The organism is Alcaligenes sp. WGS1538 (genome assembly GCF_043187505.1).
GTDB lineage: Bacteria > Pseudomonadota > Gammaproteobacteria > Burkholderiales > Burkholderiaceae_B > Alcaligenes.
In genome coordinates this window covers 2,021,240-2,047,557 of sequence record NZ_CP171109.1, presented here as the reverse complement: position 1 = coordinate 2,047,557, position 26,318 = coordinate 2,021,240, and the positions used below count along the sequence as shown (strand labels likewise).

The 26,318-nt window shown below is 65.0% G+C and carries 26 protein-coding genes; 18 read left to right on the top strand and 8 right to left on the bottom strand.

The features are described 5' to 3' along the window. Positions 1 to 15 precede the first annotated feature (15 nt). The 5 genes from fabZ (at position 16) to ACF3ND_RS09535 (ending at position 3,904) form a co-directional block, all read left to right on the top strand. On the top strand, positions 16 to 471 hold the full coding sequence (gene fabZ, locus ACF3ND_RS09555; RefSeq protein WP_394059849.1) for a 3-hydroxyacyl-ACP dehydratase FabZ: 456 nt from the start codon (positions 16 to 18) through the stop codon (positions 469 to 471). Between the two features lie 3 nt (positions 472 to 474). Then, a complete protein-coding gene (lpxA, locus tag ACF3ND_RS09550) occupies positions 475 to 1,263 on the top strand; it encodes an acyl-ACP--UDP-N-acetylglucosamine O-acyltransferase (RefSeq protein WP_394059848.1) in 789 nt (262 codons plus the stop codon). Between the two features lie 71 nt (positions 1,264 to 1,334). Beyond that, complete coding sequence (gene lpxB / locus ACF3ND_RS09545; RefSeq protein ID WP_394065813.1) at positions 1,335 to 2,525, top strand: lipid-A-disaccharide synthase; 1,191 nt, start codon at positions 1,335 to 1,337, stop codon at positions 2,523 to 2,525. Continuing rightward, complete coding sequence (gene rnhB, locus ACF3ND_RS09540) at positions 2,515 to 3,135, top strand: ribonuclease HII (protein ID WP_394059847.1); 621 nt, start codon at positions 2,515 to 2,517, stop codon at positions 3,133 to 3,135. The genes lpxB and rnhB overlap by 11 nt, the downstream gene beginning before the upstream one ends. Continuing rightward, positions 3,122 to 3,904 (top strand): TrmH family RNA methyltransferase, encoded by a 783-nt coding sequence (locus ACF3ND_RS09535; RefSeq protein ID WP_394059846.1) that lies wholly within the window; start codon positions 3,122 to 3,124, stop codon positions 3,902 to 3,904. The genes rnhB and ACF3ND_RS09535 overlap by 14 nt, the downstream gene beginning before the upstream one ends. Positions 3,905 to 3,981: 77 nt before the next feature. On the opposite strand, the gene ACF3ND_RS09530 is transcribed toward ACF3ND_RS09535, so the two are convergent. After that, the gene (locus ACF3ND_RS09530) at positions 3,982 to 5,307 is read right to left on the bottom strand and encodes a hypothetical protein (RefSeq protein ID WP_394059845.1); all 1,326 of its coding nucleotides are present in this window, start codon (positions 5,305 to 5,307) and stop codon (positions 3,982 to 3,984) included. A gap of 200 nt (positions 5,308 to 5,507) precedes the next feature. Beyond that, positions 5,508 to 7,037: an aldehyde dehydrogenase family protein gene (locus tag ACF3ND_RS09525; protein ID WP_394059844.1), complete on the bottom strand. Its 1,530-nt coding sequence runs from the start codon at positions 7,035 to 7,037 to the stop codon at positions 5,508 to 5,510. Between the two features lie 429 nt (positions 7,038 to 7,466). On the opposite strand from ACF3ND_RS09525, the gene ACF3ND_RS09520 reads away from it, so the two are divergent. Further along, positions 7,467 to 8,753 (top strand): NAD(P)/FAD-dependent oxidoreductase, encoded by a 1,287-nt coding sequence (locus ACF3ND_RS09520; protein ID WP_394059843.1) that lies wholly within the window; start codon positions 7,467 to 7,469, stop codon positions 8,751 to 8,753. 35 nt (positions 8,754 to 8,788) lie between these two features. Here the strand turns inward: ACF3ND_RS09520 and ACF3ND_RS09515 are convergent, their stop codons facing one another. Together ACF3ND_RS09515 and ACF3ND_RS09510 are read right to left on the bottom strand one after the other, a co-directional pair. After that, on the bottom strand, positions 8,789 to 9,340 hold the full coding sequence (locus ACF3ND_RS09515; protein ID WP_394059842.1) for an AAA family ATPase: 552 nt from the start codon (positions 9,338 to 9,340) through the stop codon (positions 8,789 to 8,791). 110 nt (positions 9,341 to 9,450) lie between these two features. Beyond that, positions 9,451 to 10,284 (bottom strand): pyruvate, water dikinase regulatory protein, encoded by an 834-nt coding sequence (locus ACF3ND_RS09510; RefSeq protein WP_394059841.1) that lies wholly within the window; start codon positions 10,282 to 10,284, stop codon positions 9,451 to 9,453. A gap of 170 nt (positions 10,285 to 10,454) precedes the next feature. On the opposite strand from ACF3ND_RS09510, the gene ppsA reads away from it, so the two are divergent. Next, positions 10,455 to 12,821: a phosphoenolpyruvate synthase gene (gene ppsA / locus ACF3ND_RS09505; protein ID WP_394059840.1), complete on the top strand. Its 2,367-nt coding sequence runs from the start codon at positions 10,455 to 10,457 to the stop codon at positions 12,819 to 12,821. A 110-nt stretch (positions 12,822 to 12,931) separates the two neighbouring features. On the opposite strand, the gene ACF3ND_RS09500 is transcribed toward ppsA, so the two are convergent. Continuing rightward, on the bottom strand, positions 12,932 to 13,570 hold the full coding sequence (locus ACF3ND_RS09500) for a TetR/AcrR family transcriptional regulator (protein WP_394059839.1): 639 nt from the start codon (positions 13,568 to 13,570) through the stop codon (positions 12,932 to 12,934). 261 nt (positions 13,571 to 13,831) lie between these two features. Between ACF3ND_RS09500 and ACF3ND_RS09495 the strand changes: the two genes are divergently transcribed. After that, positions 13,832 to 15,145 (top strand): NAD(P)/FAD-dependent oxidoreductase, encoded by a 1,314-nt coding sequence (locus ACF3ND_RS09495; protein ID WP_394059838.1) that lies wholly within the window; start codon positions 13,832 to 13,834, stop codon positions 15,143 to 15,145. 32 nt (positions 15,146 to 15,177) lie between these two features. On the opposite strand, the gene smpB is transcribed toward ACF3ND_RS09495, so the two are convergent. Further along, positions 15,178 to 15,642: an SsrA-binding protein SmpB gene (gene smpB, locus ACF3ND_RS09490; protein WP_341666673.1), complete on the bottom strand. Its 465-nt coding sequence runs from the start codon at positions 15,640 to 15,642 to the stop codon at positions 15,178 to 15,180. 59 nt (positions 15,643 to 15,701) lie between these two features. Between smpB and ACF3ND_RS09485 the strand changes: the two genes are divergently transcribed. From ACF3ND_RS09485 to mmsB, 5 genes are all read left to right on the top strand, one after another. Next, positions 15,702 to 16,136 carry a type II toxin-antitoxin system RatA family toxin gene (locus ACF3ND_RS09485; RefSeq protein WP_394059837.1) on the top strand — a complete coding sequence of 145 codons (435 nt, stop codon included), beginning with the start codon at positions 15,702 to 15,704 and terminating at the stop codon, positions 16,134 to 16,136. Continuing rightward, the gene (locus ACF3ND_RS09480; protein ID WP_394059836.1) at positions 16,129 to 16,488 is read left to right on the top strand and encodes an RnfH family protein; all 360 of its coding nucleotides are present in this window, start codon (positions 16,129 to 16,131) and stop codon (positions 16,486 to 16,488) included. Before ACF3ND_RS09485 ends, ACF3ND_RS09480 begins: the two co-directional genes overlap by 8 nt. Before the next feature lie 182 nt (positions 16,489 to 16,670). Next, positions 16,671 to 17,819: an acyl-CoA dehydrogenase family protein gene (locus tag ACF3ND_RS09475; protein WP_394059835.1), complete on the top strand. Its 1,149-nt coding sequence runs from the start codon at positions 16,671 to 16,673 to the stop codon at positions 17,817 to 17,819. Then, complete coding sequence (locus tag ACF3ND_RS09470) at positions 17,816 to 18,970, top strand: enoyl-CoA hydratase/isomerase family protein (protein ID WP_394059834.1); 1,155 nt, start codon at positions 17,816 to 17,818, stop codon at positions 18,968 to 18,970. The genes ACF3ND_RS09475 and ACF3ND_RS09470 overlap by 4 nt, the downstream gene beginning before the upstream one ends. A gap of 34 nt (positions 18,971 to 19,004) precedes the next feature. Then, a complete protein-coding gene (gene mmsB / locus ACF3ND_RS09465; protein WP_394059833.1) occupies positions 19,005 to 19,895 on the top strand; it encodes a 3-hydroxyisobutyrate dehydrogenase in 891 nt (296 codons plus the stop codon). Here mmsB and ACF3ND_RS09460 read toward each other — a convergent pair. Next, positions 19,870 to 20,787 carry a YgfZ/GcvT domain-containing protein gene (locus ACF3ND_RS09460; protein WP_394059832.1) on the bottom strand — a complete coding sequence of 306 codons (918 nt, stop codon included), beginning with the start codon at positions 20,785 to 20,787 and terminating at the stop codon, positions 19,870 to 19,872. The genes mmsB and ACF3ND_RS09460 overlap by 26 nt on opposite strands. Positions 20,788 to 20,968: 181 nt before the next feature. On the opposite strand from ACF3ND_RS09460, the gene mltG reads away from it, so the two are divergent. The 3 genes from mltG (at position 20,969) to ACF3ND_RS09445 (ending at position 23,414) form a co-directional block, all read left to right on the top strand. Beyond that, positions 20,969 to 21,976: an endolytic transglycosylase MltG gene (gene mltG, locus ACF3ND_RS09455; RefSeq protein WP_394059831.1), complete on the top strand. Its 1,008-nt coding sequence runs from the start codon at positions 20,969 to 20,971 to the stop codon at positions 21,974 to 21,976. Between the two features lie 110 nt (positions 21,977 to 22,086). Next, positions 22,087 to 22,749, top strand: coding sequence for a hypothetical protein (locus ACF3ND_RS09450; RefSeq protein WP_394059830.1), 663 nt, complete (start codon positions 22,087 to 22,089; stop codon positions 22,747 to 22,749). Positions 22,750 to 22,760: 11 nt separating this feature from the next. After that, positions 22,761 to 23,414, top strand: coding sequence for an RES family NAD+ phosphorylase (locus tag ACF3ND_RS09445; RefSeq protein ID WP_394059829.1), 654 nt, complete (start codon positions 22,761 to 22,763; stop codon positions 23,412 to 23,414). 30 nt (positions 23,415 to 23,444) lie between these two features. Here ACF3ND_RS09445 and ACF3ND_RS09440 read toward each other — a convergent pair whose 3' ends face one another. After that, positions 23,445 to 24,236 (bottom strand): deoxynucleotide monophosphate kinase, encoded by a 792-nt coding sequence (locus tag ACF3ND_RS09440; protein WP_394065812.1) that lies wholly within the window; start codon positions 24,234 to 24,236, stop codon positions 23,445 to 23,447. 123 nt (positions 24,237 to 24,359) lie between these two features. Here ACF3ND_RS09440 and holB point away from each other — a divergent pair, with 123 nt between their 5' ends. Further along, the gene (gene holB / locus ACF3ND_RS09435) at positions 24,360 to 25,433 is read left to right on the top strand and encodes a DNA polymerase III subunit delta' (protein ID WP_394059828.1); all 1,074 of its coding nucleotides are present in this window, start codon (positions 24,360 to 24,362) and stop codon (positions 25,431 to 25,433) included. 16 nt (positions 25,434 to 25,449) lie between these two features. Further along, entirely contained in the window at positions 25,450 to 26,220 is a 771-nt protein-coding gene (locus tag ACF3ND_RS09430; RefSeq protein ID WP_394059827.1) for a TatD family hydrolase, read from the top strand. Positions 26,221 to 26,318 lie beyond the last annotated feature (98 nt).

Below are 26,318 nucleotides of genomic sequence, written 5' to 3'. Positions count from 1 at the left end.
GCAGGACAAGAAAAAATGGAACTCGACATTCGACAAATCATGGATCGCCTACCCCATCGCTACCCGATGCTGCTGGTCGATCGCGTGCTGGAAATGGTGCCGGGCAAGAGTATCGTGGCCATCAAGAATGTGTCGATGAACGAGCCTTTCTTCACGGGCCACTTTCCGCATCACCCCGTGATGCCGGGCGTGCTGATCATCGAAGCCATGGCCCAGGCCGCTGCGCTGTTCTCCTTCACCGACCCCGAAGACCCCTACGCAAAAGTGGACAACAAGCTGGCCTACTACCTGGTGGGCGTGGATGGTGCGCGCTTTCGCAAGCCCGTGCTGCCCGGCGATCAGCTGCGCCTGGAAGTCGAGGCCGACCGCATCAGCCGTGCCTTGTGCAAGTACACGGGGCGCGCCCTGGTGGACGGCCAGGTCGTGGCCGAGGCCAAGCTCATGTGCGCCATCCGTCAACTGGAAGAGTAATTTATGCGTATCCATGAAACGGCCATCATCGAAGCGGGGGCGACCCTGGCCGATGATGTCGAAGTCGGCGCCTACAGCATCATCGGGGCCAACGTCACGATAGGGGCGGGCACCAAGGTGGGCCCGCACTGCGTGATCGACGGCCATACCACCATAGGCCGCGACAATCATTTCTACCGTTTCTGCTCCATCGGCGGCATGCCCCAGGACAAGAAGTATGCCGGCGAACCCACCCGCCTGGAGATCGGAGACGGCAACACCGTCCGGGAATACGTCACCATCAATACCGGCACGGTGCAGGACGTGGGCGTGACCCGCGTGGGCAGCGACAACTGGATCATGGCTTACGTGCACATCGCGCATGATTGCCAGGTGGGGGACCACACCATCATCGCCAACAGCGTTCAGTTGGCCGGCCATATCCACATCGGCGACTGGGCCATCCTGGGCGGCCTGACCGCGGTGCACCAGTTCGTGCGCATCGGCGCGCACAGCATGATAGGCGGCACCAGCTCGGTGCGCCAGGACATCCCTCCCTACGTCATCGGCGCGGGCGATCCCTTCCGCCCCGTGGGCATCAACAGCGAAGGCCTGGGCCGGCGCGGCTTCACGCCCGACTCCATCGCCGCCGTCAAGGAATGCTACAAGTTGCTCTATCGGCGCAAGCTCACCATCGAGCAGGCGGTCGAGGAAATGCAGCAGTTGCAGCAGGCCCAGCCTGACAGCGCCGCCGCCATCCAGATCATGGTGGACTTCCTGAACGCTTCCGGCCGGGGCATCTCCCGACCATGACCATGCCTCAAGGCGCAGGCCGGCCGGGCGCGGGCTGGCGCAGCCCGGGCGTGTCCGGCCTGACCGTCGGCATGGTGGCGGGCGAGCCGTCGGGCGACCTGCTGGCGGCCCGCATCATCCAGGGCCTGCGCCGGAGCGACGCACAGCTCCTGGTCGAAGGCATAGGCGGTCCCGAAATGGCCGCCGGGCAGTTCCGCCAGCACTACCCCATGGATGCCCTGACGGTCTTCGGCTACGTGGAGGCGCTCAAGCGCATTCCCGGCCTGGTATCCACCTACCTGGGCATGCGCAATCACTGGCTGCGTCATCGCCCCGACGTCTTCGTGGGCATAGACGCGCCCGATTTCAATCTGCGCCTGGAGCAGCGGCTGCGCCAGGCGGGCGTGCCTACCGTGCATTTCGTCGGGCCGTCCATCTGGGCCTGGCGCTACGAACGCATCCACAAGATCCGCGAAGCAGTCTCGCACATGCTGGTGCTGTTTCCCTTCGAGACCGAGATCTACGAAAAGGAAGGCATCCCCGTCACTTACGTAGGCCATCCGCTGGCCGCCAATATTCCCGTGCAGCCCGACAAGCAGGATGCGCGTCGCCGCCTGGGCCTGCAAGGGCAGGGCCGCGTGCTGGGCGTGTTGCCGGGCAGCCGTTCCTCGGAGGTGCGTCTGCTGGCGCCCCGTTTCCTCAGAACTGTTCAACTGCTGCAGCAGCAGGACCCGGACCTGACCGTTCTGGTGCCCATGGTCAATGTCCGGCGCCGCCGGGAGTTCGAGCAGGCGCTGGCGCAGTGCCCGGTGCGCAATCTGCACGTGATCGACGGCGACACGCCCGGCGTGCGCGCGCCCGACGCTCAGGGCGTGGTGCGTCCGGCGGCCTGGACCGTCATGGAAGCCAGCGATGCGGTGCTGGTGGCCAGCGGCACGGCCAGCCTGGAGACGGCGCTGTACAAGCGCCCCATGGTCATCTCCTATGTGCTGACGCCGATGATGGAGCGCATCATACGCTGGAAGTCGGGCCAGGACCGTCCCTATGTTCCGTGGGTGGGTCTGCCCAATGTGCTGGCGCGGGACTTCGTCGTGCCGGAACTGCTCCAGGAAGACGCCGAGCCCGAAAAGCTGGCGAGCGAATGCTGGAAGGCGCTCACGGACCAGGACTACGTCAGGCATATCGAACAGGTTTTCACCCAGATGCATCTGCAGTTGCGCCGCGACACGCCGGCCCTGGCGGCAGAGGTCATCCTGAAGCTGGCGCGCGAACATGCAGGTTGAACTGTTCGGCTTTGATCCGGCAGCCGGCCTGGTCGCGGGCCTGGACGAGGCCGGCCGGGGGCCTTTGGCCGGTCCGGTATTCGCCGCCGCCGTGATCCTGGATCCGGCCAGGCCCATTGCCGGCCTGAATGACTCCAAGAAGCTGACCGCGCGCCGCCGCGAAGAGCTGGCGGCCCGGATCAAGGAGCGCGCCCTGGCCTGGGAGATCGCCAGCGCCAGCGTTGCCGAGATCGACGACATCAATATCCTGCAGGCCGCCATGCTGGCCATGCGGCGCGCCTGCAATGCGCTGGCTGCAAAGCCCGACCAGGCCCTGGTCGACGGCAACCGGGTCCCGGCAGCGCTGTGCTGTCCCGCCGTCGCCCTGGTCAAGGGAGACGCCACCCAGCCGGCCATCTCGGCCGCGTCCATCCTTGCCAAAACGGCGCGCGACGCATACTGCATGGAGCTGCACGCCCGCTTTCCACAGTATGGTTTCGACCAGCACAAAGGCTACGGCACCGCGCTGCACCTGGAGCGCCTGGCCCTGCACGGCGCCTGTGAAGAACACCGCCGCAGTTTTGCGCCGGTGCGCCAAACCCTGTTAGGTAATTCCCATGAGGTTGATTGAATCCAAGGACAACGCCCTGTTCAAGCGCGTGCAGCGCCTAGCGCATGACAGGCGCGAAGTGGACGGCGCCGAGCAGCGGGTGTGGCTGGAAGGCATACATTTATGCCAGATGTGGCTGGAGCACCGCGGCCTGCCGGAACTGGCGGTCTTCGAACTGGATCGTCACAGTGACGAGTTGCTGGAGCTGGCGCGGTTCCTGCCCGGCCGCGCCTGCGTGACCTTCAGTGCATCGCTGATGAATGCGGTGTCCCAGGTGGGGCAGGGGCAGGGCGTGGGTTTCGTGGTGCGCGTGCCGCGCGCCACGCAGTGGACCGTGCCGAGCGGGCGCGCCTTGTTGCTGGACCAGGTACAGGATCCCGGCAATGTGGGCACCGTGCTGCGCACGGCCGTGGCCGTGGGCCTGGAGGCCGTCTACCTGACGCCGGGCTGTGCCAGCGTGTGGTCCCAGAAGGTGCTGCGCAGCGCCCAGGGGGCCCATTTCTCCATCCAGCTGCACGAGCAGGTCGACGGCGCTGACCTGCTGGTCAAGGCCGGGCTGCCGGTGCTGGTGACGTCGCTGGAGCAGGGCGCCACGGACCTGTACGAGACCGCCTTGCCCGATGCCGGCGTCTGGGTCTTCGGCAACGAAGGCCAGGGCGTCAGTCCGGCCCTGGCGGCGCTGGCCAGCCAGCGCCTGTTCATTCCTCAGGCCCCTGGCGTCGAGTCTCTGAACGTGGCCATCGCCACGGCCCTGTGTCTGTACGAGCAGCGGCGCCAGCACCGCGCCTGAGGCGCCCGTTCGGCAATCGCTCCTGCTTGTCCATGACAAGCAGGCAGGGACGTGCTTCATGACGCATTGCGGTTTTTTCAAATCCGCTTGTTTTGAATCAGGGTTGCGATTCGCACTCTTCGTTCTTCCCGAGGAGATAAGGGCTGCTCCGAGCCCCTGCTGCTGTTCGTCGTGCCCGATCCCGCCTTGACGGTGGAGGAAGCAAAAATGTTCGGATCCAGTCCCAAAGGGTGCAGGCTTGATGCTTCGCGTAGATTCTTCACGACAAATCGGTTCGGCGCGCGCTGGGGAGTCACGTCCGGGTCGTGATTCGGAGTTGGCTTGAAATAAGCCATGGCGGCCGTGATCTGAGACTGTGCCTGCGCTTTCATGCGGGCTGGTATGTCGCCGTAGGCTTGCTGCGTCGCGGATACTAGCTCGTTGAGCAGGACCAGGGGGACGGATACGCTGATATCGCGTTTCCGCCCCATCGCCTCTTCCTGCTTGACCCTACAGGACTTCAAATCCGGTTCGGCCCGGCGATAGATCTCATCTTCCAAGGTCTGGCGCAAGCGCACCAATAGCCCCCCGCTGTCATGCAACGCTCGCGTGGCGCGATCCAGTTTGACAGCGTTCAGCTTCGCCTGTATTTGTTTGAATTCAGTCCTGGACAACGATTGCAGGTAGGACGTCAGCCGTTTGCCCTCGTCCCGGTAAAGTCTAGTCAAAAACACATTCAGCGCTGCGCCGTCCAGTAGTCGGCGGGACAGCAGGCCGGCGCAACCCTCCACTAGCTTGCGAGTCGGCCTTCTCCATTGCCTGTCCGCGGCTTTCCGGATTTCTTTAATCATGGCTTCTGCCTGGGTGCGCAATTTCTGGTCCGGCCACGAAATCTTGCCCAGCATATCCGCTATCGCACTCTCGCTCTTGTACAACCAGCTTTTGCGCAGGGCATAGATATCCGCAGGCGCCAACCTCCCCAGATGCAGGGACAGCAGGTTTTCCCGTCGGGGCAACTGGTCTGAGACGTCTTTGGGCAAATTGACCATTTGAGCCAGCTGTTGCGCGACCTTGAGCTGTGCCTGCCTGGTTTGCTGTCCGGCTGTCAGTTCACCCAGCATACTGCTCAAAAGCAAGCTGTATTGGCGCATCTGCATCCGAAACTTGTACTCCGTGCGTTTGGGCGAGGGCGCAGCAGTGAAAAAAAGGCGCAGTTTGTCGCATAGATCGGCCATGGCATGGCGCAGCGTGTACAGGGCAGTGGCAAGTCGGCCGGCGCGGGGCGTGCCGCCTTCAGCGGCGGAGAATCTTAGATTTCCTCTGTTTCCCAGGGCGCTGGGCCACATGGTGGAGTGCAGGATCTCGTTTCTTGTCTGCGAAACTGTGAAGGCGGGCCCAGGTTGGATGAGCTGAAGTTTCTTCATGATTTTCCTTGACATTTTGGAGTGAGAGCTTGCTGAGTAACAAGTTCACGCTTTGTGTCGCAAGGTTTCAAACAGGATGAGCAGTCCGCAGGAGTGTCAGGCCGTGCTCAGGCGCCTTGGCGCGGGCTGTCTTCAAGCGCAACAGGAGAGCGGCGCTTCGCGGCGTCGCTTGATGGCGGCCCACGCCCATGTCGCGGCGATTAGACGTGGAATTTCACGCCCTGCGCCAGCGGGAGTTCCCGCGAATAGTTGATGGTGTTGGTGGCGCGGCGCATGTAGTTCTTCCACGCGTCGGAACCGGATTCGCGGCCGCCGCCGGTCTCTTTCTCGCCCCCGAACGCCCCCCCGATCTCGGCTCCCGAGGTGCCGATGTTGACGTTGGCAATGCCGCAGTCCGAGCCTGAGGCGGACAGAAAATGTTCGGCCTCGCGCAGGTCGTTGGTAAAAATCGCCGAGGATAGGCCCTGCGGCACGTCATTCTGCAAGGCAATGGCATCCTCGAACTGCTCATAGGCGAGGACGTAGAGAATAGGCGCGAAGGTTTCCTGGCGCACGGTATCGGTCTGGGCATTCATTTCGACGATGGCCGGGCGTACGTAGTAGCCGTCGGGGGCTTGCGGCATGTCCACGCGTGCGCCGCCGTAGACCTGCCCGCCTTCGGCTTTGGCGCAGTCCAGGGCTGCCTGGAACGCTTCATAGCTGGCTTTGTCGATCAGCGGCCCCACCAGGGTCTGCGCGTCCAGGGGATGGCCGATCGGCAGCTTTTCATAAACGGTTTTCAGACGGGAGAGCAGCGCGTCCTTGACGCTGGCATGCACGATGAGCCGGCGCGTGGAGGTACAGCGCTGGCCGGCCGTGCCGGCAGCCGCGAAAACGATGCCGCGCAGCGCCAGATCCAGGTCCGCGCTGGGAGTGACGATCACAGCGTTATTGCCTCCCAACTCCAGGAGCGAGCGGCCAAAGCGCCGCGCCACGCGCGGGCCGACCTCGCGGCCCATGCGGGTGCTGCCGGTCGCCGAGACCAGTGCAACCTTGCGGCTGTCCACGATCACTTCTCCCAGGCTGCGGTCGCCAAGCACCAACTGATTCAAATGGGACGGCGCCTTGCCGAAGCGCTCGAGCGCGCGCTCGAACAAGGCTTGCGAGGCGAGCGCCGTCAGCGGCGTCTTCTCCGAGGGCTTCCACACCACGGCGTTGCCGGTCACCAATGCCAGGGCGGCATTCCAGGCCCATACGGCGACCGGGAAGTTGAAGGCGGTGATCACGCCCACGACTCCCAAGGGATGCCAGGTTTCCATCATGCGGTGGCCAGGGCGTTCGGAAGCGATGGTCAGGCCATGGAGCTGGCGGGAGAGGCCGACGGCGAAGTCGCAGATGTCTATCATCTCCTGCACTTCGCCCAGGCCTTCAGTCAGGATCTTGCCGGTCTCCAGCGACACCAGCCGGCCCAGCCTCTCTTTTCCGGCTCGCAATTCCTCGCCAAGAAGGCGAACCAGTTCACCGCGCTGCGGGGCGGGCACGTCGCGCCATTCGAGACTGGCGGCCTGCGCCTGATCGATGATCAAGGCGACTTGTTCGGCGGACTGGGCATGCGGGCGACCGATCACCGAACCGTCGATGGGCGTGCACACTTCCAGATTGCCGTTCAGATAGAGGGCCGGGTCCACGCCCAGTTCCTGCAGTATGGATTGGCAGAGCTCAGGGGCAGGCAGACAGGGTGGATTGGACATGGGTTTCAGCTCCTGTAGAGGCTCGTGGCAAGAAATGAGTGAAGGCGGATAGGGAAATTATTTCACCGTCCGGAATATCTGTTTCCTATAGGAAACCCTAGCCGCGGGCTGGCACGTTCATGGCTGGCGTCACTCGCATCGCAGGGGTGAAATAGGAGAGCTTGTACGGCCATGATCTCCTGGCAACGTCTTGAAACCATGTTTCGCAAATTTCCAGATACATTGAAGGGACTGTGCCGCGACGGCCCGTCCTTCCCCTGTCCTTGGGAGGGTGCCAAGCACAAGAGCCATGCAGCCGATGCCGCCCGGGATGCATTCGATATCCGGCAAGAGGCTTCAGGCGCAGCCAATGGACGAGATCGCGCTTCATGCACATTTCCAGCAGGGCTCTCTGGATGTGATGCGGGCGCGCTTCATGCGAGGGCAGTCATGAACGATGATCAACGCAGCCATGGACTGTGGGAGGCCAGCGCCCCGGCTGCACCTGCGGCCGCCCGGCTGGCGGGTCATGCGGGGGCCGTGGACGTCGTCATCGTCGGCGGCGGTTTCACCGGCCTGTCCGCCGCACTGCACTTGTGCGAGGGCGGGGCCGGCGTCGTCTTGCTGGAGGCCGAAGAATTCGGCTTTGGCGGCTCCGGCCGCAATGTCGGCCTGGTCAATGCGGGACTGTGGGCCATGCCTCGCACATTGCCTGATCTTCTCGGCCCCGTATACGGACAGCGCCTTTTGCAGTTGCTCGGCAATGCGCCTGAACTGGTCTATCAGCTCGTGGACAGGCACGGCATGGACTGCCAGGCCGTGCGCAACGGGACGCTGCACTGCGCTGTCGGGGCCCGAGGGCTGAAGGAGATCCGGGAGCGCTGGCGGCAATGGAAGGAGGCCGGCGCGCCGGTCGAGCTTCTGGACGCCGACGCCACGGCGCGGGCCGTGGGCACCACCGCGTACAGCGGCAGCCTGCTCGATCGCCGCGCCGGCACCATCCAGCCTCTGGCCTATGTGCGCGGCCTCGCCCATGCGGCAGCCAATGCGGGGGCGCGCCTGCACACGCGCAGTCGTGTCGTTTCCGTCCAGGACCGGCAGACGCATTGGCAGGTCCGGACGGCCGAAGGACGGGTCGATGCAAAATGGATCGTGGTGGCCACGGACGCCTATACCCGCGACATCTGGCCCGAACTGCAGCAGCAACAGGTTCGCCTGCCTTACTTCAATATGGCCACGCGTCCGCTCGGCGAGGGCCTGCGCGCCCGTATCCTGTCGAACCGGGAAGGCGTCTGGGATACCCGGAAAGTGCTGTCCTCATTCCGTTTCGATCGCGACGCCCGCCTGGTGTTCGGCAGTGTCGGGGCTCTGCGCGGGGCGGGCGCACGCGTCCATGAAAACTGGGGGCGCCGCGCGCTGGCCAAGCTGTTCCCGGAGCTAGGCAGCGTGGAGTTCGAGTACGAGTGGTACGGGCAGATCGGCATGACGTCCGATGCCCTGCCGCGCTTGCACCAGCTTGCCCGCAACACTCTCAGCTTCACCGGCTACAACGGTCGCGGCATCGCGCCGGGCACGACGCTGGGGCGCGAACTGGCGCGCCTGATTCTTGGCCGGATAGACATCATGGACCTGCCCCTGCCGCTGAGCGATCCGGAAAAAGCCGCGTTCAAGTCTGCGCGCGAAGCGTTCTATGAATACGGGGCCGTTGCCGCGCATGCGGCAGGCGCCCGCTTCTGACGGTCTTCCGCATCCTGGAGCCGGCAGGCCGCGCGTCAGGGCGTGCCGGCCTGGCCGGCGGATTCATGGCGCAACTGCGCCAGCAGCCAGTCCGCGCGTTCGGCCACGCCCGTTCTGGGCAGGATGAGGACTTCATAGCCCAGCCGCGGATAGACCTCCAGAAGGTGTTCATACTCCCGCAAGGCATCTTCCAGGGCGAGCTGGCGCTGGCTGTCGCGCTGGTAGAGCTCGGGCCAGGGTGGGGCCAGGAAGACCTGTTCATGGTAGCGGCGCTCGTGGCGCAACTGTTCCAGCAGGGAGGGATTCCCCAGGCGGGCCAGGCCGGCGGCCGCATCGACCAGGCCGCGATCGAAGAAGGTCCGGCCGCTGCCGGCGCCGTCGTAGTCCAGGCGCGCCAGTCGGGCGGCGCGCTCGAGAAAGGCCTGCATGTCCGTCCAGGGCAGGGCAGGCCCCGCGCCCGCCTGTTCCTGTTCGACGATGCGGCGGCCTGGCTCGGCCACCACGGCGTGGCCGCGGCGCCGCAGTTCTTCCAGCAGGGTGGACTTGCCCCCGGCGGAGCAGCCCGAAATGACGATTCGTTGGTTCATGGCGTGTGCGGGCCGGCGCATGCGCCGGCCGGAGATGGGAAGGAGGGGAGGGTTGCGGCGCGGGCCGCATGAACGGGCAAGGCGAGAGCTCGCCCTGCCGCGGAGACGGTTCAGTAGGTGCGACGGTCCAGGCCGACGTCGTCCAGGATCTTGGTGGAGATCTCTTCGATGGACTTGGTGGTGGTGGACAGCCACGGAATGCCTTCCATGCGCATCAGGCGCTCGGCCTCGGCCACTTCCATGCGGCATTGCTCCAGGGAGGCGTACTTGCTGTCCGGGCGGCGTTCGTTGCGCACTTCGGCCAGGCGGTCCGGGTGAATGGACAGGCCGAAGATCTTCTTGCGATAGGGCGCCAGCGTGGCGGGCAGGGTGCCGCGCTGGAAGTCTTCCGGGATCAGCGGGTAGTTGGCGGCCTTCACGGCGTACTGCATGGCCAGGTACAGGCTGGTGGGGGTCTTGCCGCAGCGCGACACGCCCACCAGGATCACGTCCGCTTGTTCCAGGCCGTTGACGTACTGTCCGTCGTCGTGCGCCAGGCTGAAATTGATGGCCTCGATGCGGTTGTTGTATCGTTTTGACATTCCCCCGGAGTGGGAACGTCCGACCGAGCGGCTGGACTTCACGCCCAGGGCGCGTTCGATGTGGCGCACGAAGGCGCCGAACAGGTCCAGGAACGTGCAGTTGGAGGCCCCGATGATGTGCGCCATCTTGGGGTCCACCAGGGTGCTGAACACCAGAGGCTGCTGGCCCTGTTCCTGCGCGCAGCGGTTGATGCGCTCGGCCACGGATTCGGCTTTCTCGATGGTGTCGATGAACGGGATGCGGATGGCCTGGAACTCGAACTGGGCGAATTGGGACAGGACGGAATGGCTGAAGGTTTCAGCAGTGATGCCCGTGCTGTCGGAAACGACGAAGACGGTGCGCTCGATAGGAGAGGAAGACATGGAATAAGTCGTGCACAATGCTCGGGAAACGGTACAATTTGCAAGGTTACCACTTAACCGCAGAGCTCGGGTGCGGTGAAAAGGCAGGTTTGCCTAGGGCATGGACGTCCTCATGGATTTTTTATCCATGCCTTAAGCAAACACGCTTTTTTTTCTATTCAAGGTGACTTATGTCTTACGTAATTGCATTCGACAAGCTCCGCATGACGGACGTCGACTCGGTGGGCGGCAAGAACGCCTCGCTGGGTGAAATGATCAGCCAGCTGGCCGATGTGGGCGTGCGCGTGCCCGGCGGCTTCGCCACCACCGCCGAAGCCTTCCGCGTCTTCCTCAAGAGCAACGGCCTGGACCAGCGCATCGCCGAACGCCTGAACTCCCTGGACGCCGACGACGTGCGCGAACTGGCCGCCGCCGGCGCCGAGATCCGCCAGTGGATCATCGACACCCCGTTCCCCCCTGAGTTCGAAAAGGCCGTGCGCGAAGCCTTCGCCGAGCTGGACGCCGACGGCAAGGGTTCGTTCGCCGTGCGTTCCTCGGCCACCGCCGAAGACCTGCCCGATGCGTCTTTCGCCGGCCAGCAGGAAACGTACCTGAACGTGGTCGGCATCGACGACGTGCTCAGCAAGATTCACCACGTGTTCGCCTCGCTGTACAACGACCGCGCCATTTCCTACCGCGTGCACAAGGGCTACGCCCACGCGGAAGTGGCCCTGTCGGCCGGCATCCAGCGCATGGTGCGTTCGGACAAGGGCAGCGCCGGCGTGATGTTCACCCTGGACACCGAGTCCGGCTTCAAGGACGTGGTCTTCATCACCTCGTCCTACGGCCTGGGCGAGACCGTGGTGCAGGGCGCCGTGAACCCCGACGAATTCTACGTCTACAAGCCCACCCTGGCCTCCGGCCACTACCCCATCATCAGCCGGCGCATCGGCTCCAAGCTGATCAAGATGGAGTTCGACGAAAGCCGCAGCACCGGTCATGCCGTGCGCACGGTGGACGTGCCCGTGTCCGAGCGCAACCGCTATTCGCTCAACGACGAGGAAGTCATCGAGCTGGCGCGCTACGCCACCATCATCGAGAAGCACTACCAGCGCCCCATGGACATCGAATGGGGCCGCGACGGCATAGACGGCAAGATCTACATCCTGCAGGCCCGCCCCGAGACCGTGAAGTCCCAGCAGGCCAACAACGAAGTGCAGGAACGCTACCGCCTGAAGGCCACCGGCGACGTGCTGGTCACCGGCCGCGCCATCGGCCAGAAGATCGGCTCGGGCAAGGTGCGCATCGTGGCCGACGCCTCCGAGATGGATCAGGTCAAGCCCGGCGACGTGCTGGTCACCGACATGACGGACCCCAACTGGGAGCCCATCATGAAGCTGGCCTCGGCCATCGTCACCAACCGGGGCGGGCGCACCTGCCACGCCGCCATCATCGCCCGCGAGCTGGGCATCCCGGCCGTGGTCGGCTGCAACAACGCCACCGATGTCCTGAAGGACGGCCAGGAAGTCACCGTTTCCTGCGCGGAAGGCGATGAAGGCCGCATCTACGACGGCCTGCTGGACACCGAGATCGAAGAGGTCAGCTGGGGCCAGATGCCCGAGATCGGCCTGAAGATCATGATGAACGTGGGCAATCCGCAGCTGGCCTTCGACTTCTCCCAGATTCCCAACGCCGGCATCGGTCTGGCCCGTCTGGAATTCATCATCAACAACAACATCGCCGTGCACCCCAAGGCCGTGCTGGACTACCCCAACGTGGACAGCGACCTGAAGAAAGCGGTGGAATCGGCGGCCCGCGGCTACGCCAGCCCGCGCGCCTTCTTCGTGGAAAAACTGGCCGAAGGCGTGGCCACCCTGGCGGCGGCCTTCTATCCCAAGCCCGTCATCGTGCGCCTGTCGGACTTCAAGTCCAACGAATACCGCAAGCTGGTGGGCGGCTCGCGCTACGAACCCGAGGAAGAAAACCCGATGCTGGGCTTCCGCGGCGCAGCGCGCTACCTGTCGGACGACTTCGAAGAGTGCTTCAAGATGGAATGCGAAGCCCTCAAGAAGGTGCGTGACGACATGGGCCTGACCAACGTCGAGATCATGGTGCCCTTCGTGCGCACCCTGGGCCAGGCAGAGCGCGTGGTCGGCCTGCTGGCCAAGCACGGCCTGGCGCGCGGCGAGAACGGCCTGCGCCTGATCATGATGTGCGAAGTGCCGTCCAACGCCATCCTGGCGGACCAGTTCCTGCAGTACTTCGACGGCTTTTCCATCGGCTCCAACGACATGACCCAGCTCACCCTGGGCCTGGACCGCGACTCCGGCATGGAGCTGCTGGCCGCCGATTTCGACGAGCGCGACGAAGCGGTCAAGTTCATGCTCAGCCGCGCCATCAAGGCATGCCTGGCGCAGAACAAGTATGTGGGCATCTGCGGCCAGGGCCCCAGCGACCACGCCGACCTGGCCCAGTGGCTGCGCGACGAGGGCATTCTGTCCCTGTCGCTCAATCCCGACACCGTCGTGGACACCTGGCAGCGTCTGGCCACGGCCTGATCGCCGTCCGCCGCCTGCCGGGCCGGACCCGGCGGGCCGCGCATGCAAGAAACCCCGCCTCAGGGCGGGGTTTTTTCATGGCCGGGCGGTGCGGCGGCGGCAGAGACGGATCAGGCGTTGTCGATCAGGTAGACGCGCATGAACATGTCGATGATGTGATCGGTTTCGCTCTGGACGCGGGCTTCGTCCCAGGGGTCCATGGCGCCCATCAGCAGGATGATGACTTCGCCGTCGCACAGGCAGTGCAGGTGATCGCACATCAGTTTGGGGTCCAGCTTGCGCAGCACTCCGCGCTCGCTCTGGCGCGCCAGGAAGCGCGTGACGTTGTCCCAGATCTGGTCGTCCAGCATGTTGAAGAAGCGCCGGCCGATGTCGCTGTTGCCGCCCACCGACACCACCACCCGCAGCAACTGGGCGGTTTCCTTGGAATACAGCTTGCGCAGCATGGGCGGCAGGAAGCGGCGCAGCTCGGTGCGCAGATCGCCTTCGCCGTCCAGCTCGATCAGGACCTGCTCGGCGAACTCCTGCGCGCCCTTGACCAGCGTGGCCAGAAGCAGGTCCTCCTTGGACGGGAAGTAATTGTAGAGCGTGCCTTTGGAGCCGCCGGCCAGGGCCGCGATCTGGGACATGGACGTGGCTTCGAATCCGTGCTCGCGGAAAACTTCGGCCGCCACTTCCAGGATCTTGTCGCGGCGCTCGCGGCCCTTGCGGGTGGCGCGCTGCGACTTTCGGGGAACATCGTCGTGCATAATGGTGCAAAAGGGATAGGGAATTGAATCCAGTATAAACCATACCGTATGGACGGCCTTGCGGGCGACCTTTCGCGCTGATAATCGTGCCCGAGCCGTTCATGTCAAGGCCGGGCGCGGCGCGAAATTTGCTGCGCGGTCTTGCGTCAAGACGCGAGGCCGGCGTGATAAGGAACTTCTATAGTCATTATCAGTTTTGATTTAAAGTAATCTGCCGGGATTCTGATACTGTCAATTCTCGATAACCATAAGGAGTTTTGCATGTCCCACACACAGCCCTATAAAGTGGTGATTGTCGGTGGCGGAGCAGGCGGCCTGGAACTGGCCGCCAAGCTGGGACGCCAGTTCGGCCGCAAGCATGTCTTCCTTGTGGACAAGGACAGCGACCATATCTGGAAGCCGTCGCTGCATGAGGTGGCCGCCGGCACGCTGGACATTCACCGCGAGGGCCTGTCGTATTTCATGCTGGCGCGCGATTGCGGCTTCACCTTCGTGCCCGGCGAGATGGTGGGCATGGATCGTGACGAGCGCCGCATCTTCCTGTCGGCCGTGCTGGGGCCGAACCAAGAAGAGGTCTTCCCCGAACGCCAGCTATCCTACGACATGCTGGTGATGGCGGTGGGCAGCAGGTCCAACTTCTTCAACACGCCCGGCTCGCAGGACTATGCGATCACGCTGGATTCCACGAACCAGGCTGAACGTTTCCGGCTCAAGCTGCTCAACGAGCTCATCAGCGTCAGCCGGCGCAACGACCGCGAACAGGGATCGGCCCTGCACATCAATATCGTGGGCGGGGGAGCCACCGGCGTGGAGCTGGCGGCCGAGCTCCTGGAGGCGCGCGCCGACCTGAGCATCTACGGCATACCGTCCAGCGACTCCGAGCGCGAGGTGCGCATCACCCTGCTGGAGGGGGCGGACCGCATCCTGTCGGCGCTGCCGCCCAAGCTGTCGGCCACGGCCCAGCAGTTGCTGGAGCAGCGCGGCGTGGCCGTGCGCACCTCGGTACGCGTCAGCCGCATCGCCGCCGATCACATCGAAGACGCCAATGGCGCGCGCTACCCCAGCGATCTGTGCGTGTGGGCGGCAGGCATCGAGGCGCCGGCCTTCCTGGCCCAGCTGGGGCTGCCTGTCAACCGCATCAATCAGTTGGTGGCGGACCGCTGCCTGCGTACTCCCGACCCGCACATCCTGGCCATGGGCGACTGTGCGCAAGTTCCCTGGGGCGAGGGAGAGGGCCGTTTCCTGCCGGCGCGCGCCCAGGTGGCGCACCAGCAGGCCAGCTATCTGTGCAAACGCCTGGCGGCCCTGATCCAGGGGAAAACGGTGGATGAGGACCCTTTCGTGTTCAAGGATTACGGCTCGCTGGTGTCGGTCGGACACAGTCGCGGCGTGGGCAGCCTGATGGGCGTGCTCTCGGGCAAGAGCTGGTTCGTGAAGGGCCTGCTGGCGCGCGTCATGTACATGAGCCTGCACCTGATGCATCACATGGCGGTGCTGGGCGTGGTGCGCACCGCCACTCTGGCGCTGGGCAGGCTGCTGAGCAAACGGGCGGCGCCTCGTGTTAAATTACACTAACTGCATTGAAAAAACGGGCCCGGCGGCCCGTTTTATTCGTGGGCCTTGCGGCGGGTGTCGTGCTTCATCAGGCGTTCCTGTTCGCGCTTCCAGTCCTTGTCGCGGGAGACGTCGCGCTTGTCGTGCAGCTTCTTGCCGCGGCCCAGGCCGAAGTCCAGCTTGATGCGGCCCTTTTTGTAGTGCAGGTTCAGGGGCACCAGGGTGTAGCCGCGCTGTTCGACCTTGCCGATCAGCTTGCGGATCTCCTCGGCCCTGAGCAGCAGTTTGCGCGTGCGCGTGGCGTCCGGGCGAATGTGGGTGGACGCGGTCGGCAGGGCGCTGACATGCATGCCCAGCACGTACAGTTCGCCGTCGCGCACAATGACATAGCTTTCTTTGAGCTGCACATGGCCGGCCCGGATTGCCTTGACTTCCCAGCCTTCCAGCACGAGCCCGGCCTCGAAGCGTTCTTCGATAAAGTATTCGTGGGTTGCCTTGCGGTTATCAACAATGCTCATGAATCAATTGCCAGCCTTAGATTGTAAAATCAGAACATTCTATCTATTAACCAGACCTGATGCATACAGTAAAACGCTCCGTCCTCGTCCCCTACAGCTGCGAGCAGATGTTCGATCTGGTGGCCGACGTGGACAAATACCCCGAATTCATGCCCTGGTGCGGCGGCGCTTCCGTTACGCAGCGCACCGAGCAGGGCATGGAGGCGTCGGTCACCATCAGCATCGCCGGCATACGCCAGTCCTTCACCACGCGCAATGAACACGACTATCCCAAGCGCATCGTCCTGCGCCTGGTCGACGGCCCGTTTTCCGCCCTGATCGGGGACTGGCAATTCGTCGCCCTGGGCTCGGACGGCTGCAAGGTGGTCTTCACCATGGATTACGAATTCTCCAGCCGCGCCCTGGAAATGGTGGTGGGGCCCATCTTCAACCGGGTGGCCAACAGCTTCATCGATTCGTTCACGCGCCGCGCCCAGGAGGTCTACGGTGACTGAGCTGGCTGTCACGGTGGTGGTCGCCACGCAGGCCCAGGTCTGGACTGCGCGCCTGGCCCTGCCGCCCGGCAGCAGCGTGCGCGACGCCCTGGCTCAATCGGGCGTCTCGGCCGGGCTGCAGGAGTGCGGACTGCCGCCGCTGGATCCGGCCTTGGGGCTGGATGGCCTGCGGGTCGGCGTGTTCGGCCAGCGCTGCGAGCTGGACCAGTTGCTGCGCGATCAGGACAGGGTGGAAGTCTACCGCGACCTGGTCTTCGATCCCATGGAGTCGCGCCGCCGCCGCTACGCCCACAAGATGGCCTCGCCCAAGGCGGTCCGGCCCCGCCGCAAGACCCCGCCCGCCGCGCGCTGAACGAATCCGCCTGCAAGCCGCGCCTTGCCGCCCGGCGCCATTGCGCAAGCCCGGGCCTGCAATGCCGGGCCGTGCAGGGCCGGGGCTCTCCTTCCTGCTTTGGCCACTGCGCCGGATTGTCATCGGCATGACAACCTTGCCGCGCCGCTGGCATTATGGTGGGATAAAACAAGGAGACAGGCATGATACTGACAGACGAGCAGCAGGCCTTCGTCCAGGCCGCCCGTGAATTCGCCCAAGGGGAACTGGCCCCGCACGCGGCTCGCTGGGACGAGGAGCAGGAGTTTCCGGTCCAGGTCTTTCGCAAGGCGGGCGAATTGGGCTTTTGCGGCCTGTACGCCGCCGAGTCCATCGGCGGCCTGGGCCTGGGGCGGCTGGAATCCAGCCTGGTATTCGAGGAGATGGCGGCAGTGGACCCTTCCACGACCGCCTTCCTGACGATTCACAACATGGCCACCTGGATGGTGGGGAAATGGGGCTCGGACAGCCTCAGGGAGCAATGGGGCGCGGACCTGAGCGCGGGCCTGAAGCTGGCCTCCTACTGCCTGACGGAGCCGGGCTCGGGCTCGGACGCCGCTTCCCTGCGCACCCGCGCCGAGCGGGACGGCGGGGATTATCTGCTCAGCGGCAGCAAGGCTTTCATTTCGGGGGCGGGCGAAACCGACCTGCTCATCGTCATGGCGCGAACCGGGGGCGAGGGCCCCAAGGGGATTTCCGCTTTCGCCGTGCCGGCCGACAGCGCCGGCATCACCTATGGCCGCAAGGAGCAGAAGATGGGCTGGAACAGCCAGTCCACCCGGGCAGTCAGCTTCGATCGCGTGCGGGTGCCGGCCCAGGCCATGCTGGGCCGCGAGGGCGACGGGTTCAAGCTCGCCATGAAGGGCCTGGACGGCGGGCGCATCAACATCGCCTGCTGTTCAGTGGGCGCCGCCCAGGGAGCGTACGAGGCGGCCCGGCTCCACATGCAGGAGCGCCGCCAGTTCGGCCAGCGCCTGGACCAGTTCCAGGCCCTGCAGTTCAAGCTGGCGGACATCCTGACCCATATCGTGGCGGCGCGACAGATGGTGCGCCTGGCCGCCACGCATCTGGACGCCGGCAGCGAGCAGGCCAGCGCATACTGCGCCATGGCCAAGCGCCTGGCCACCGACCTGGGCTTCCAGGCCTGCCTGGACGCGCAGCAGCTGTTCGGCGGCTATGGCTACCTGAAGGACTATCCGCTCGAGCGCCTGGTGCGCGATGCGCGGGTGCATCAGATCCTGGAGGGCACCAATGAAATCATGCGCGTTATCATTGCCCGACACATCATCGATCAAGGAGCCGACATCCGATGACTGAATCCGTGTTGTTCGAGCGCGTGCCCGCCCAGGGCGGACGCGTGCTGGGGATGGCCACGCTGAACCGCCCGCAGGCGCTCAACGGCCTGGACCTGGACATGTGCCGCCGCCTGCTGGCGCAACTGCAATCCTGGGCCTATGACGACGCCGTGGCGCTGGTGGTGCTGCAAGGGGCGGGCGAGAAGGCTTTCTGCGCCGGGGGCGACCTGCATGCGCTCTACGCTGGCATGCAGGCCAACCAGGGCGGTGCGGCCTGGGACAACCAGTACGCCCGCGAGTTCTTCGACGTGGAATATCGCTTGGACTACCTGATCCACACCTATCCCAAGCCGATCCTGTGCTGGGGCGACGGCATCGTCATGGGCGGGGGCGTGGGCCTGTTCAACGGCGCCAGCCACCGGGTGGTGTCGGACACGACGCGTTTTGCCATGCCGGAGATTTCCATCGGCCTGTTCCCGGACGTGGGCGGAACCTGGATGTTGGCGCACCTGCCGGCCGGCGTAGGCCATTTCTTGGCCTTGAGCGGGGCGCAGATCAATGCCTCCGATTGCCTGTTCCTGGGGCTGGCCGATGCCTTTCTGCCGCAGGCGCGCTACCAGGCCTTGCTGGCGGCCTTGAGCCAGTTCGACTGGCGCGGCGATCGCGCCATGCTGGATCGCCGCCTGCATCAATGCCTGGACGAGGCGCGCGCTGGCGCCCGGCCGGCGCCAGGCCCGCTGGAGCAGCATTACGCGGCGCTGCGCGAGTTGTGCGCGGGCCGCGATTTCGAACGCATCTGCCAAGGCCTGCTCCAGTGGCAGGGCAGCGAGGACGCCTGGCTGGCGCGGGCCGCGCAGACCTTCGCCAAGGGTTCGCCCGGCTCGGCCCGCCTGTCGCACACCTTGCTGGAACGGGTGCGGCATCTGTCGCTTGCCGACGTGTTCCGTCTGGAGTACATCGTGTCCCTGCAGTGCGGGGTGCAGGGTGATTTCCAGGAAGGCATACGGGCGCTGCTGATCGACAAGGACAAGCAGCCGCGCTGGAATCCCGATACGCTGGACAGGGCCGACGCCGACTGGGTGGAGCGCTTCTTTGCGCCATCCTGGCCGCAGGGGATGGCCCATCCTCTGGCCGATCTGGGAAGGAAAGAGGGCGAAGCGGCCGCCTGAGCCGCAGGCCCGAGCCGACAATCAAGGAGACATCATGGATACGATCGCATTCATCGGGCTGGGTCATATGGGCAAGCCCATGGCCTTGAACTTGATCAAGGCGGGGCATGCCTTGCAGGTCTACGACGTGCTGGAGTCCAGCATGGCCGAATTGCGTCAGGCCGGCGCCCGCAGCTTCAGTTCCTCGGCGGAGTCAGTCAGGGGAGCGCGGGTCGTCTTCACCATGCTGCCGGCGAGCGAGCATGTGCGCCAGGTGTACGAGGGTCCGCACGGACTGCTGCAGGCGGTGGAGCCGGGCACGCTGCTGGTCGATTGCAGCACCATCGAGGCCCAGGTCAGCCAGGACCTGGCGGCCCAGGCGGCCCAACGCGGCCTGGCCATGCTGGATGCGCCTGTTTCGGGCGGCACCGCGGGGGCGGCGGCGGGGACGCTGACCTTCATCGTGGGGGGCGAAGCCCAGGCGCTGGAGCAGGCCCGGCCTTATCTGGAGATCATGGGCAAGGCTGTTTTCCACGCCGGCAAGGCCGGGGCGGGGCAGGTCGCCAAGATCTGCAACAACATGCTGCTGGGCATTCTGATGGCGGGCACGTCCGAGGCGCTGGCCCTGGGCGCGGCCCATGGCCTGGATCCGCAGGTGCTGTCATCCATCATTGCGCGTAGCTCGGGGCGCAACTGGGCCACGGAGCTGTACAACCCCTGGCCGGGCGTCATGCCCGATGCGCCGGCTTCGCGTGAGTACGAGGGTGGCTTCGGCACGGCCTTGATGCTCAAGGACCTGGGCCTGGCCACGGATGCGGCCGTACGCCAGCACAGCGCCACGCCGCTGGGCGAGCTGGCGCGCAATCTGTATGCCCTGCATGCCGCGCAGGGCAATGAAAAGCTGGATTTCTCCAGCATTCTCAAGCTGTACCGGAATCGCTCCTGAGCTCGGGCAGCGGATAGGGCGGCGCCTGCAGATGCAGCACCTGCCCGTCTGGCAGGCAATAGGCGTCCCGGTCCAGGTCGGCCAGCTGCACTTCCAGCAGCACGTACAGGCGCGACTGGTCCGCCCGCCAGGCCCGGTTGACGATGCGGGCGGCCGGCGCGTCGTCCTGGCCGGACAGCAGGACGTCGGCGCCCTCCGCGGCGGACGGTTCCACCGCGAGCGCCGGGGTGGCGGCCGCCATCATGCGGCGCTTGAGCGTGCCCCGGTAATGACTGCGCGCCACCACCTCCTGCCCCGGATAGCAGCCCTTGCGGAAATTGATGGCGCCGATCAGGTCCAGGTTCAGGGTTTGCGGTATGAACAGATCCTGGGCGGCGGCGCCTATCCAAGGCAGGCCGGCCAGGATGTCCGCGCTTTCCCAGCGGCCTTGCGAGGCCAGGGCCTCCTGGCGCGCGGCGGCAATGCGCCATTGGCGCGTTGCGCCGTCCAGCAGGCCGGGCGCCTGGATCAGGGTGGCGCCGTCTTGCTGAATCACGTCCCAGTCGGCTCCGGCGCCGGCAGGGCCGCTGATGCCCTGCACGTGCAGTTCGCTCAGCGTGATGACGACCTGGCTGCGCAGCACGAACATGCGCAGGCGTTTGATCAGGCTCTCGGCCAGGTCGCGCCGCACCAGCGCCAGCACCATGTCGGCCTGGGGGCGCCAGAGCAGCAAAGTGGCCAGGGTCCGGCCCTTGGCGGTGCAGTAGGCGGCCGGGCAGGCGCGGCCTTCGGGCAGATGCTCCAGGTCGTTGGTGATCTGGGCGTGCAGGAAGGAGACGGCGTCGGCTCCCTGAAACTGGAGCACCGCCAGTTCAGGCAGATCAAAACATAGAGATGCAGGCGTTCCGGTCATGGTTGAACGAATAGAAAGAGACAAACTCTAATGATACTGCCGTGCGCGCCGCCGGGCCGGGATACCCTCAGTCCGGCCAGGGGATGGGCGGCGGCCCGCCAAACCCTGTTACCACTTGCACGACCATGGTCTTGCGATATTGCCCGACGGGCGGGCCCATTCTGTTTACAATACGCCTCGCATGAACAAGACCTTGAAAATTCTCTCCATTCTGGCCGGACTGGCCGTGGCGGCGGCCGGCGCGGCCGCCGGCGGCGCCTGGTACTGGGCCAAGAAGCAGCCGGTGCCCATGGAGGCCGAGCGCATCGATTACGTCGTGGAGGCCGGCGCGGGCCCGCGCGCCATCGCGCGCAGCATGAAGCAGGCCGGCATACATATCAACGAAGAGGCCTTCGTCTGGATGGCGCGCCTGTCCGAGCTGGACAAGTCCCTGCAGGCGGGTGCCTATGAGGCCGTGCGGGGCGACACGCCCTGGGTGGTGATGGAGCGCATGTCCAGCGGCAACATGCTGCAGACTCGCCTGACCATCCCGGAAGGCTGGACCTACAAGCGCATCCGGGAAGTGCTGGCCGCCAACGACAAGGTTCGCCAGACCCTGGCGGAAGTCAGCGACCAGGACCTGCTCAAGCGCCTGGGCGCCGAGCAGGAGCATCCGGAAGGCCTGTTCTACCCGGATACCTATGTATTCGTGCCGGGAACCGCGGATGTGGACATCTTGCGGCGCGGTTTCCAGGCGCAGCGGGAGCTGCTGGAGCAGCTCTGGGCCGACCGGGACGCGGACCTGCCCCTGAAGACGCCCTACGAGGCCCTGATCATGGCCTCCATCGTGGAACGCGAGACGGGCCACAGCCAGGACAGGGCGCGGGTGGCGGGCGTATTCATGAACCGCCTGCGGGCGGGCATGCCTTTGCAGACCGATCCGACCGTCATCTACGGCATGGGCGAGGCCTACACGGGCCGGATCCGCAAGCGCGACCTGACGACCGACACGCCCTGGAACACCTACACGCGCAATGGCTTGCCGCCCACGCCCATCGCCAGTCCCGGCAAGGCCTCGCTGCTGGCCACCCTGCATCCTGAAAAACACGACTTTTATTACTTCGTGTCGCGCGGCGACGGCACCAGCGAGTTTTCCACCAATTTGTCGGCCCATAATCGCGCCGTGGCCAAGTACATCCTGAATCGCTGAGGCGGACCCTGGGCCGCGTGGGGCAAAGCCTGTCCCTGTCCGGCCTTGAAATTGACCCTTTTGATCGACTGATTTAATATCTAATCAAATAGAGTCGCAGGAGGTGCGTCATGGGCAAGTCCGAAACCCTTACCTTGCAGGGCGAAGTGCTGACCGTGCAGCCTTATCGGGAAGGTCGCAGTCGGGCCGGCGGCCGGGCGTTCGTGCTCGAAGTGAGCAACGAAGCGGCCTCGGGCACCTTGCTGGCCTCCTTGTCCCTGCTCGATCGGCTGTTGTCGGAAAAGATCACGGCCGTGCGCGAACGGTGCCTGGAAGAAATGATCGATTTCATGGCGGCGCGCATGGTGGTCCCCAGCCAGGCCGAAACAGAGATGGCGCAGCGGCTGGCCGTCCGGCATGCCCGTGTGCTCAATGAATTCGGCTATTTCACCGCCGGGCAATTGGCCGACATGAACCATTCCCGTTCAGGCAACCGTTCGGCCTTGGCAGACAATTGGCGCAAGCGCCGCCAAGTCTTCGCCGTGCCTCACCCGGACCGCTCGGCGCGCGAGCGCGATGTCTTTCCCGCATTCCAGTTCGACCACGGCAAGCCGATCAAGCTTGTCCAGACGGTGCTGGAGATTTTCGACGGCCGCAAGACGCCCTGGAAACTGGCTTTGTGGTTCACGTCGAACAATGGCTGGCTGCCTGGCAACGCTCGGCCGGTCGATCTGCTGCAGGCCGATCCTCAGGCCGTCGCGCAGGCGGCGCGCCGGGAAGTCGAAGACGCCTAGCTTTGCTTGCCATGTCAGGCTTGTGCCGCGTCCCGCCCCAGGACCTGAACCCGCTGTTCGATGTGTGGCCGGCAGGGCGCGCGATCCACGTCCTTCACGATGCGGCCTATCCGCCGGAGAGCTTCAACCCGGGCGTGGACGGACAGGGGCGCTTGCGCAAGCCGACCCGTTTTGCGCCCATACGCGATGGCGCCGGCCGGGTCGTGCCTTATCTTTACGGCGGTTCGTCCCTGGACTGCGCCATTTTCGAGACCGTATTCCATGACGTGCCGCTCGATGCGGCGGACAAGTTCGTCGACCTGAGCCTTCATGCGCACCGCGGGCATGGGCAGGTCGTGCCCCGGCGCGACCTCAAGCTCGTGGACCTGACCAGCGAAGGGCTGCATCGCCTGAAGGTTCCCAAAAGCGAACTGATCGCCAGCCCGGCGCGAGCATACGAGTCGACGGCGCTCTGGGCGCAGGCCCTGCACCATCATTGTTCGGATGCGGACGGGCTGTTGTGGATGTCTCGCCAGCGCGACCGGGACCATGCCTTGCTGCTGTTCGGCGACCGCCTTGCCGGCATGTTGAGCGGTACGCGAATGGGCGGCGTCCTGGGGACGGATCCGGCCTTGCGCGATGCCGTGTTCACGGCCGGCTTGCGCGCGGGCATCGAGGTGGCTTGAGCCTGAGCGGCCGAGCGGAAACGGCCGTGTTCAAAGCAACCCGCGGCGCTCGCAGAATGCGCGCCATTGCGCGGCGACCCGCCGGGCCAGGTGATCCAGTCCGGCATCATTCAGAATCACATGGTCTTCCGGACGGCGGGCAATGCCCCATTCGGAGGAATGATCGCTGATGACGGGGTTGCCGGGCCGTTCTATGTGCCAGATCTCGCCGCCGTGGCGGCGGATGAAGTCGGCTTCGTTCTCGTAGCGCACGTCCTTGATCAACAGGCAGCGGGCCCGGCTCATGTCGGGCAGTTCATGGGTGGGCGGAGCCAGGGGGCGCTGGCGGCGGCGCCGTTCGAAATCCGGATAGGCGGCCAAGGCCAGGGCGCGCAGATGCTGGGCGGCCTGCCGGGGGCTGATGCCCCAGAAGGGGTCGATCTGATCGGCGCGCGCATCGCGCAGGGATGCAGGGTCCATGCCGTACAAAGGGGCCAGGGCCAGTTCCCAGACGCTGCCGGTCCGGATCCCGGCAGGCTCGGCCGGGCCGAACTCCAGCAGGTGCCGGGCGCGGCGCAGCCAGTGGTCGGGATCGCGCGCGCGCATCCAGTCCGTGCCCATCAATTGGAAGCACTGGCGCGGCGAGCGTCCCCACAGGGCGATGGGCGTCTCCTTCAGGCTGTCGTCCGTCCAGGCTTCGGCCCGCGTCAGGCCGAATACGACTTCGCAGGCCATCTTGACCGGATCGGCCAGGGCATAGGCGGCCAGCAGCGGGCTCTGGGCCAGCAGCAGGCCGGCGACCGTGTCTTTGCCCGAACGCGCCCGGGCGGCCAGGCCTATCATCAAACTCACGTCATCATCCTTTGGGGTGGAGGCGGCATTTTAACCGTTCATATTACAATGTGATGAGGCCTGCCTTCCTGATCGGTCCAGAAGTCCGGATCGGAAGGCGGGAGGTTTTTTGCAGTGCATTCCCGAGGCGACGACGACGTGTCCGATTGGCTGACTTTCCTTCCCTGGCAGACGAGCGCTGCGCAATCCTGGCTGGCCCGGCGGGAGCGCTTTGCCCACGCGTGGCTGATCCACGGCCTGCCCGGCACGGGCAAGACGCACTTCGCCCGCGCCGCCGCCGCCAGCCTGTTGTGCGAACAGCCGGTGCAGGGCCTGGCCTGCGGACAGTGCCAGGCCTGCCAGTGGGTGCGCGGCGGCAACCATCCCGATCTGCGCCTGTTGCGGCCCGAAGCCGTGGCGCTGGAGGAGGATGGCGCAACCGGTCAGGAGGGCGATACGGCCTCCGAGGCCGCGGCGCGCAAGAATCCTTCGCGCGAGATCCGGGTGGAGCAGTTGCGCCAGTTGCAGCACTGGTTCAATACCGCCACGCACCGCGGGGGATGGCGGGTGGCCGTGCTGTATCCAGCCGACGCCCTGAACCTGATTTCCGCCAACGCCTTGCTGAAGGTGCTGGAAGAGCCGCCTGCGCATACTGTGTTCCTGCTGGTGGCCGATGCGCCGGACCGGCTCCTGCCCACCCTGGTATCCCGCTGCCGGCGCTTGCCGCTGCCGGCGCCCTCCGCCGGGCAGGCGCGCGACTGGCTGGCGCAGCAGGGAGTCGAGCAGGCGGACCAATGGCTGCATGCCTGGGGCGGGGCGCCGCTCAAGGCCTTGCGCGCCAGCCAGAATATGGACGCCCCGTATCCGTCCTGGCTGACGGCCTGGCTGGACGGCGTCCTGCAGGCAGGCAGGCAGGCGGATCTGTCCCTGGCCGATGAGTTGGAGAAACTTCCTTCCCAGGGTTGGATCGAACATTGGCAGCGCCTGTTCATCGATCTGCAACTGGGCGGATTCGGCCAGCCGGCGCGTTACTATCCGTCCCTGCAGGGGCGCATCGACGAGCTGGCCGCCCAGGCCGGCCCGGCGGCGGTGGCGGAAACCTTGAAGTGGCTGGGCCAGCAAAAGGCCTTGGGCAACCATCCGCTGAACGCCAAGCTTTATATCCATCATGCGCTGGACAGGCTGCATCAGGCCTGCCGGCGCGCTTGAACATCGTATTCAAATCATGTTTGTCGATTCGCATTGTCATATCAACTTTCCTGAACTGGCCCAGAACCTGGACGAGATCCTGGCCAAGATGCGCCGGAATCAGGTGGGCCATGCGCTGGTGGTCAGCGTGAACATGGATGACTGGCCGGGCCTGATGGATCTGGTCCGCCCGCATCCCCATCTGTTCGCGTCCGTGGGCGTGCATCCGGATTACGAGGACGTGGTCGAACCTACCGTGCAGGATCTGCTGGACCGAGCCGCCGACCCCAAGGTCGTGGCCATAGGCGAGACCGGCCTGGATTACTATCGCCTGCAGGAGCCGCTGGACTGGCAGCGCGCGCGCTTTCGCACGCACATTCGCGCCAGCCGGGAATCGGGCCTGCCGCTCATCATCCATACGCGCTCGGCCAGCCAGGACACGCTGGCCATCATGGCCGAAGAAGACGCCGCCCTGGCAGGCGGCGTCATGCACTGCTTCACCGAAAGCTGGGAAGTCGCCCAGGCCGCCATGGCCATGAATTTCTATATCTCGTTTTCCGGCATCGTCACGTTCAAAAGCGCCGCGGAGCTGCAGGACGTGGCCCGCAAGGTGCCGCTGGATCGATTGCTGATCGAGACCGACTCCCCGTATCTGGCGCCGGTGCCGTTCCGGGGCAAGATGAACGACCCGTCGCTGGTGGTTCACGTGGCGGAAAAGATAGCCGAGCTCAAAGGAATTTCCGTCAAGGAGGTCGAAGAGGCCAGCACGGAAAATTTCTTCAATCTTTTCAAGAAAGTATTGGCCTGAGTTAATGTTGTTTATGCAATTTTTTCAGGGCTGGCGCCAAATGTCTGAGTTACGGCTCAAAGTTAAAGCAAAATTTCAATTAAAGGTTTTAACTGCAT

What these genes read in the sequence shown, in the direction of transcription:
- fabZ (WP_394059849.1), top strand. Translation starts at nt 16, where the DNA reads ATGGAACTCGACATTCGACAAATCATGGATCGCCTACCCCATCGCTAC.
- lpxA (WP_394059848.1), top strand. Translation starts at nt 475, where the DNA reads ATGCGTATCCATGAAACGGCCATCATCGAAGCGGGGGCGACCCTGGCC.
- lpxB (WP_394065813.1), top strand. Translation starts at nt 1,335, where the DNA reads ATGGTGGCGGGCGAGCCGTCGGGCGACCTGCTGGCGGCCCGCATCATC.
- rnhB (WP_394059847.1), top strand. Translation starts at nt 2,515, where the DNA reads ATGCAGGTTGAACTGTTCGGCTTTGATCCGGCAGCCGGCCTGGTCGCG.
- ACF3ND_RS09535 (WP_394059846.1), top strand. Translation starts at nt 3,122, where the DNA reads ATGAGGTTGATTGAATCCAAGGACAACGCCCTGTTCAAGCGCGTGCAG.
- ACF3ND_RS09530 (WP_394059845.1), bottom strand. Translation starts at nt 5,307, where the DNA reads ATGAAGAAACTTCAGCTCATCCAACCTGGGCCCGCCTTCACAGTTTCG.
- ACF3ND_RS09525 (WP_394059844.1), bottom strand. Translation starts at nt 7,037, where the DNA reads ATGTCCAATCCACCCTGTCTGCCTGCCCCTGAGCTCTGCCAATCCATA.
- ACF3ND_RS09520 (WP_394059843.1), top strand. Translation starts at nt 7,467, where the DNA reads ATGAACGATGATCAACGCAGCCATGGACTGTGGGAGGCCAGCGCCCCG.
- ACF3ND_RS09515 (WP_394059842.1), bottom strand. Translation starts at nt 9,340, where the DNA reads ATGAACCAACGAATCGTCATTTCGGGCTGCTCCGCCGGGGGCAAGTCC.
- ACF3ND_RS09510 (WP_394059841.1), bottom strand. Translation starts at nt 10,284, where the DNA reads ATGTCTTCCTCTCCTATCGAGCGCACCGTCTTCGTCGTTTCCGACAGC.
- ppsA (WP_394059840.1), top strand. Translation starts at nt 10,455, where the DNA reads ATGTCTTACGTAATTGCATTCGACAAGCTCCGCATGACGGACGTCGAC.
- ACF3ND_RS09500 (WP_394059839.1), bottom strand. Translation starts at nt 13,570, where the DNA reads ATGCACGACGATGTTCCCCGAAAGTCGCAGCGCGCCACCCGCAAGGGC.
- ACF3ND_RS09495 (WP_394059838.1), top strand. Translation starts at nt 13,832, where the DNA reads ATGTCCCACACACAGCCCTATAAAGTGGTGATTGTCGGTGGCGGAGCA.
- smpB (WP_341666673.1), bottom strand. Translation starts at nt 15,642, where the DNA reads ATGAGCATTGTTGATAACCGCAAGGCAACCCACGAATACTTTATCGAA.
- ACF3ND_RS09485 (WP_394059837.1), top strand. Translation starts at nt 15,702, where the DNA reads ATGCATACAGTAAAACGCTCCGTCCTCGTCCCCTACAGCTGCGAGCAG.
- ACF3ND_RS09475 (WP_394059835.1), top strand. Translation starts at nt 16,671, where the DNA reads ATGATACTGACAGACGAGCAGCAGGCCTTCGTCCAGGCCGCCCGTGAA.
- ACF3ND_RS09470 (WP_394059834.1), top strand. Translation starts at nt 17,816, where the DNA reads ATGACTGAATCCGTGTTGTTCGAGCGCGTGCCCGCCCAGGGCGGACGC.
- mmsB (WP_394059833.1), top strand. Translation starts at nt 19,005, where the DNA reads ATGGATACGATCGCATTCATCGGGCTGGGTCATATGGGCAAGCCCATG.
- ACF3ND_RS09460 (WP_394059832.1), bottom strand. Translation starts at nt 20,787, where the DNA reads ATGACCGGAACGCCTGCATCTCTATGTTTTGATCTGCCTGAACTGGCG.
- mltG (WP_394059831.1), top strand. Translation starts at nt 20,969, where the DNA reads ATGAACAAGACCTTGAAAATTCTCTCCATTCTGGCCGGACTGGCCGTG.
- ACF3ND_RS09450 (WP_394059830.1), top strand. Translation starts at nt 22,087, where the DNA reads ATGGGCAAGTCCGAAACCCTTACCTTGCAGGGCGAAGTGCTGACCGTG.
- ACF3ND_RS09445 (WP_394059829.1), top strand. Translation starts at nt 22,761, where the DNA reads ATGTCAGGCTTGTGCCGCGTCCCGCCCCAGGACCTGAACCCGCTGTTC.
- ACF3ND_RS09440 (WP_394065812.1), bottom strand. Translation starts at nt 24,236, where the DNA reads ATGATAGGCCTGGCCGCCCGGGCGCGTTCGGGCAAAGACACGGTCGCC.
- ACF3ND_RS09430 (WP_394059827.1), top strand. Translation starts at nt 25,450, where the DNA reads ATGTTTGTCGATTCGCATTGTCATATCAACTTTCCTGAACTGGCCCAG.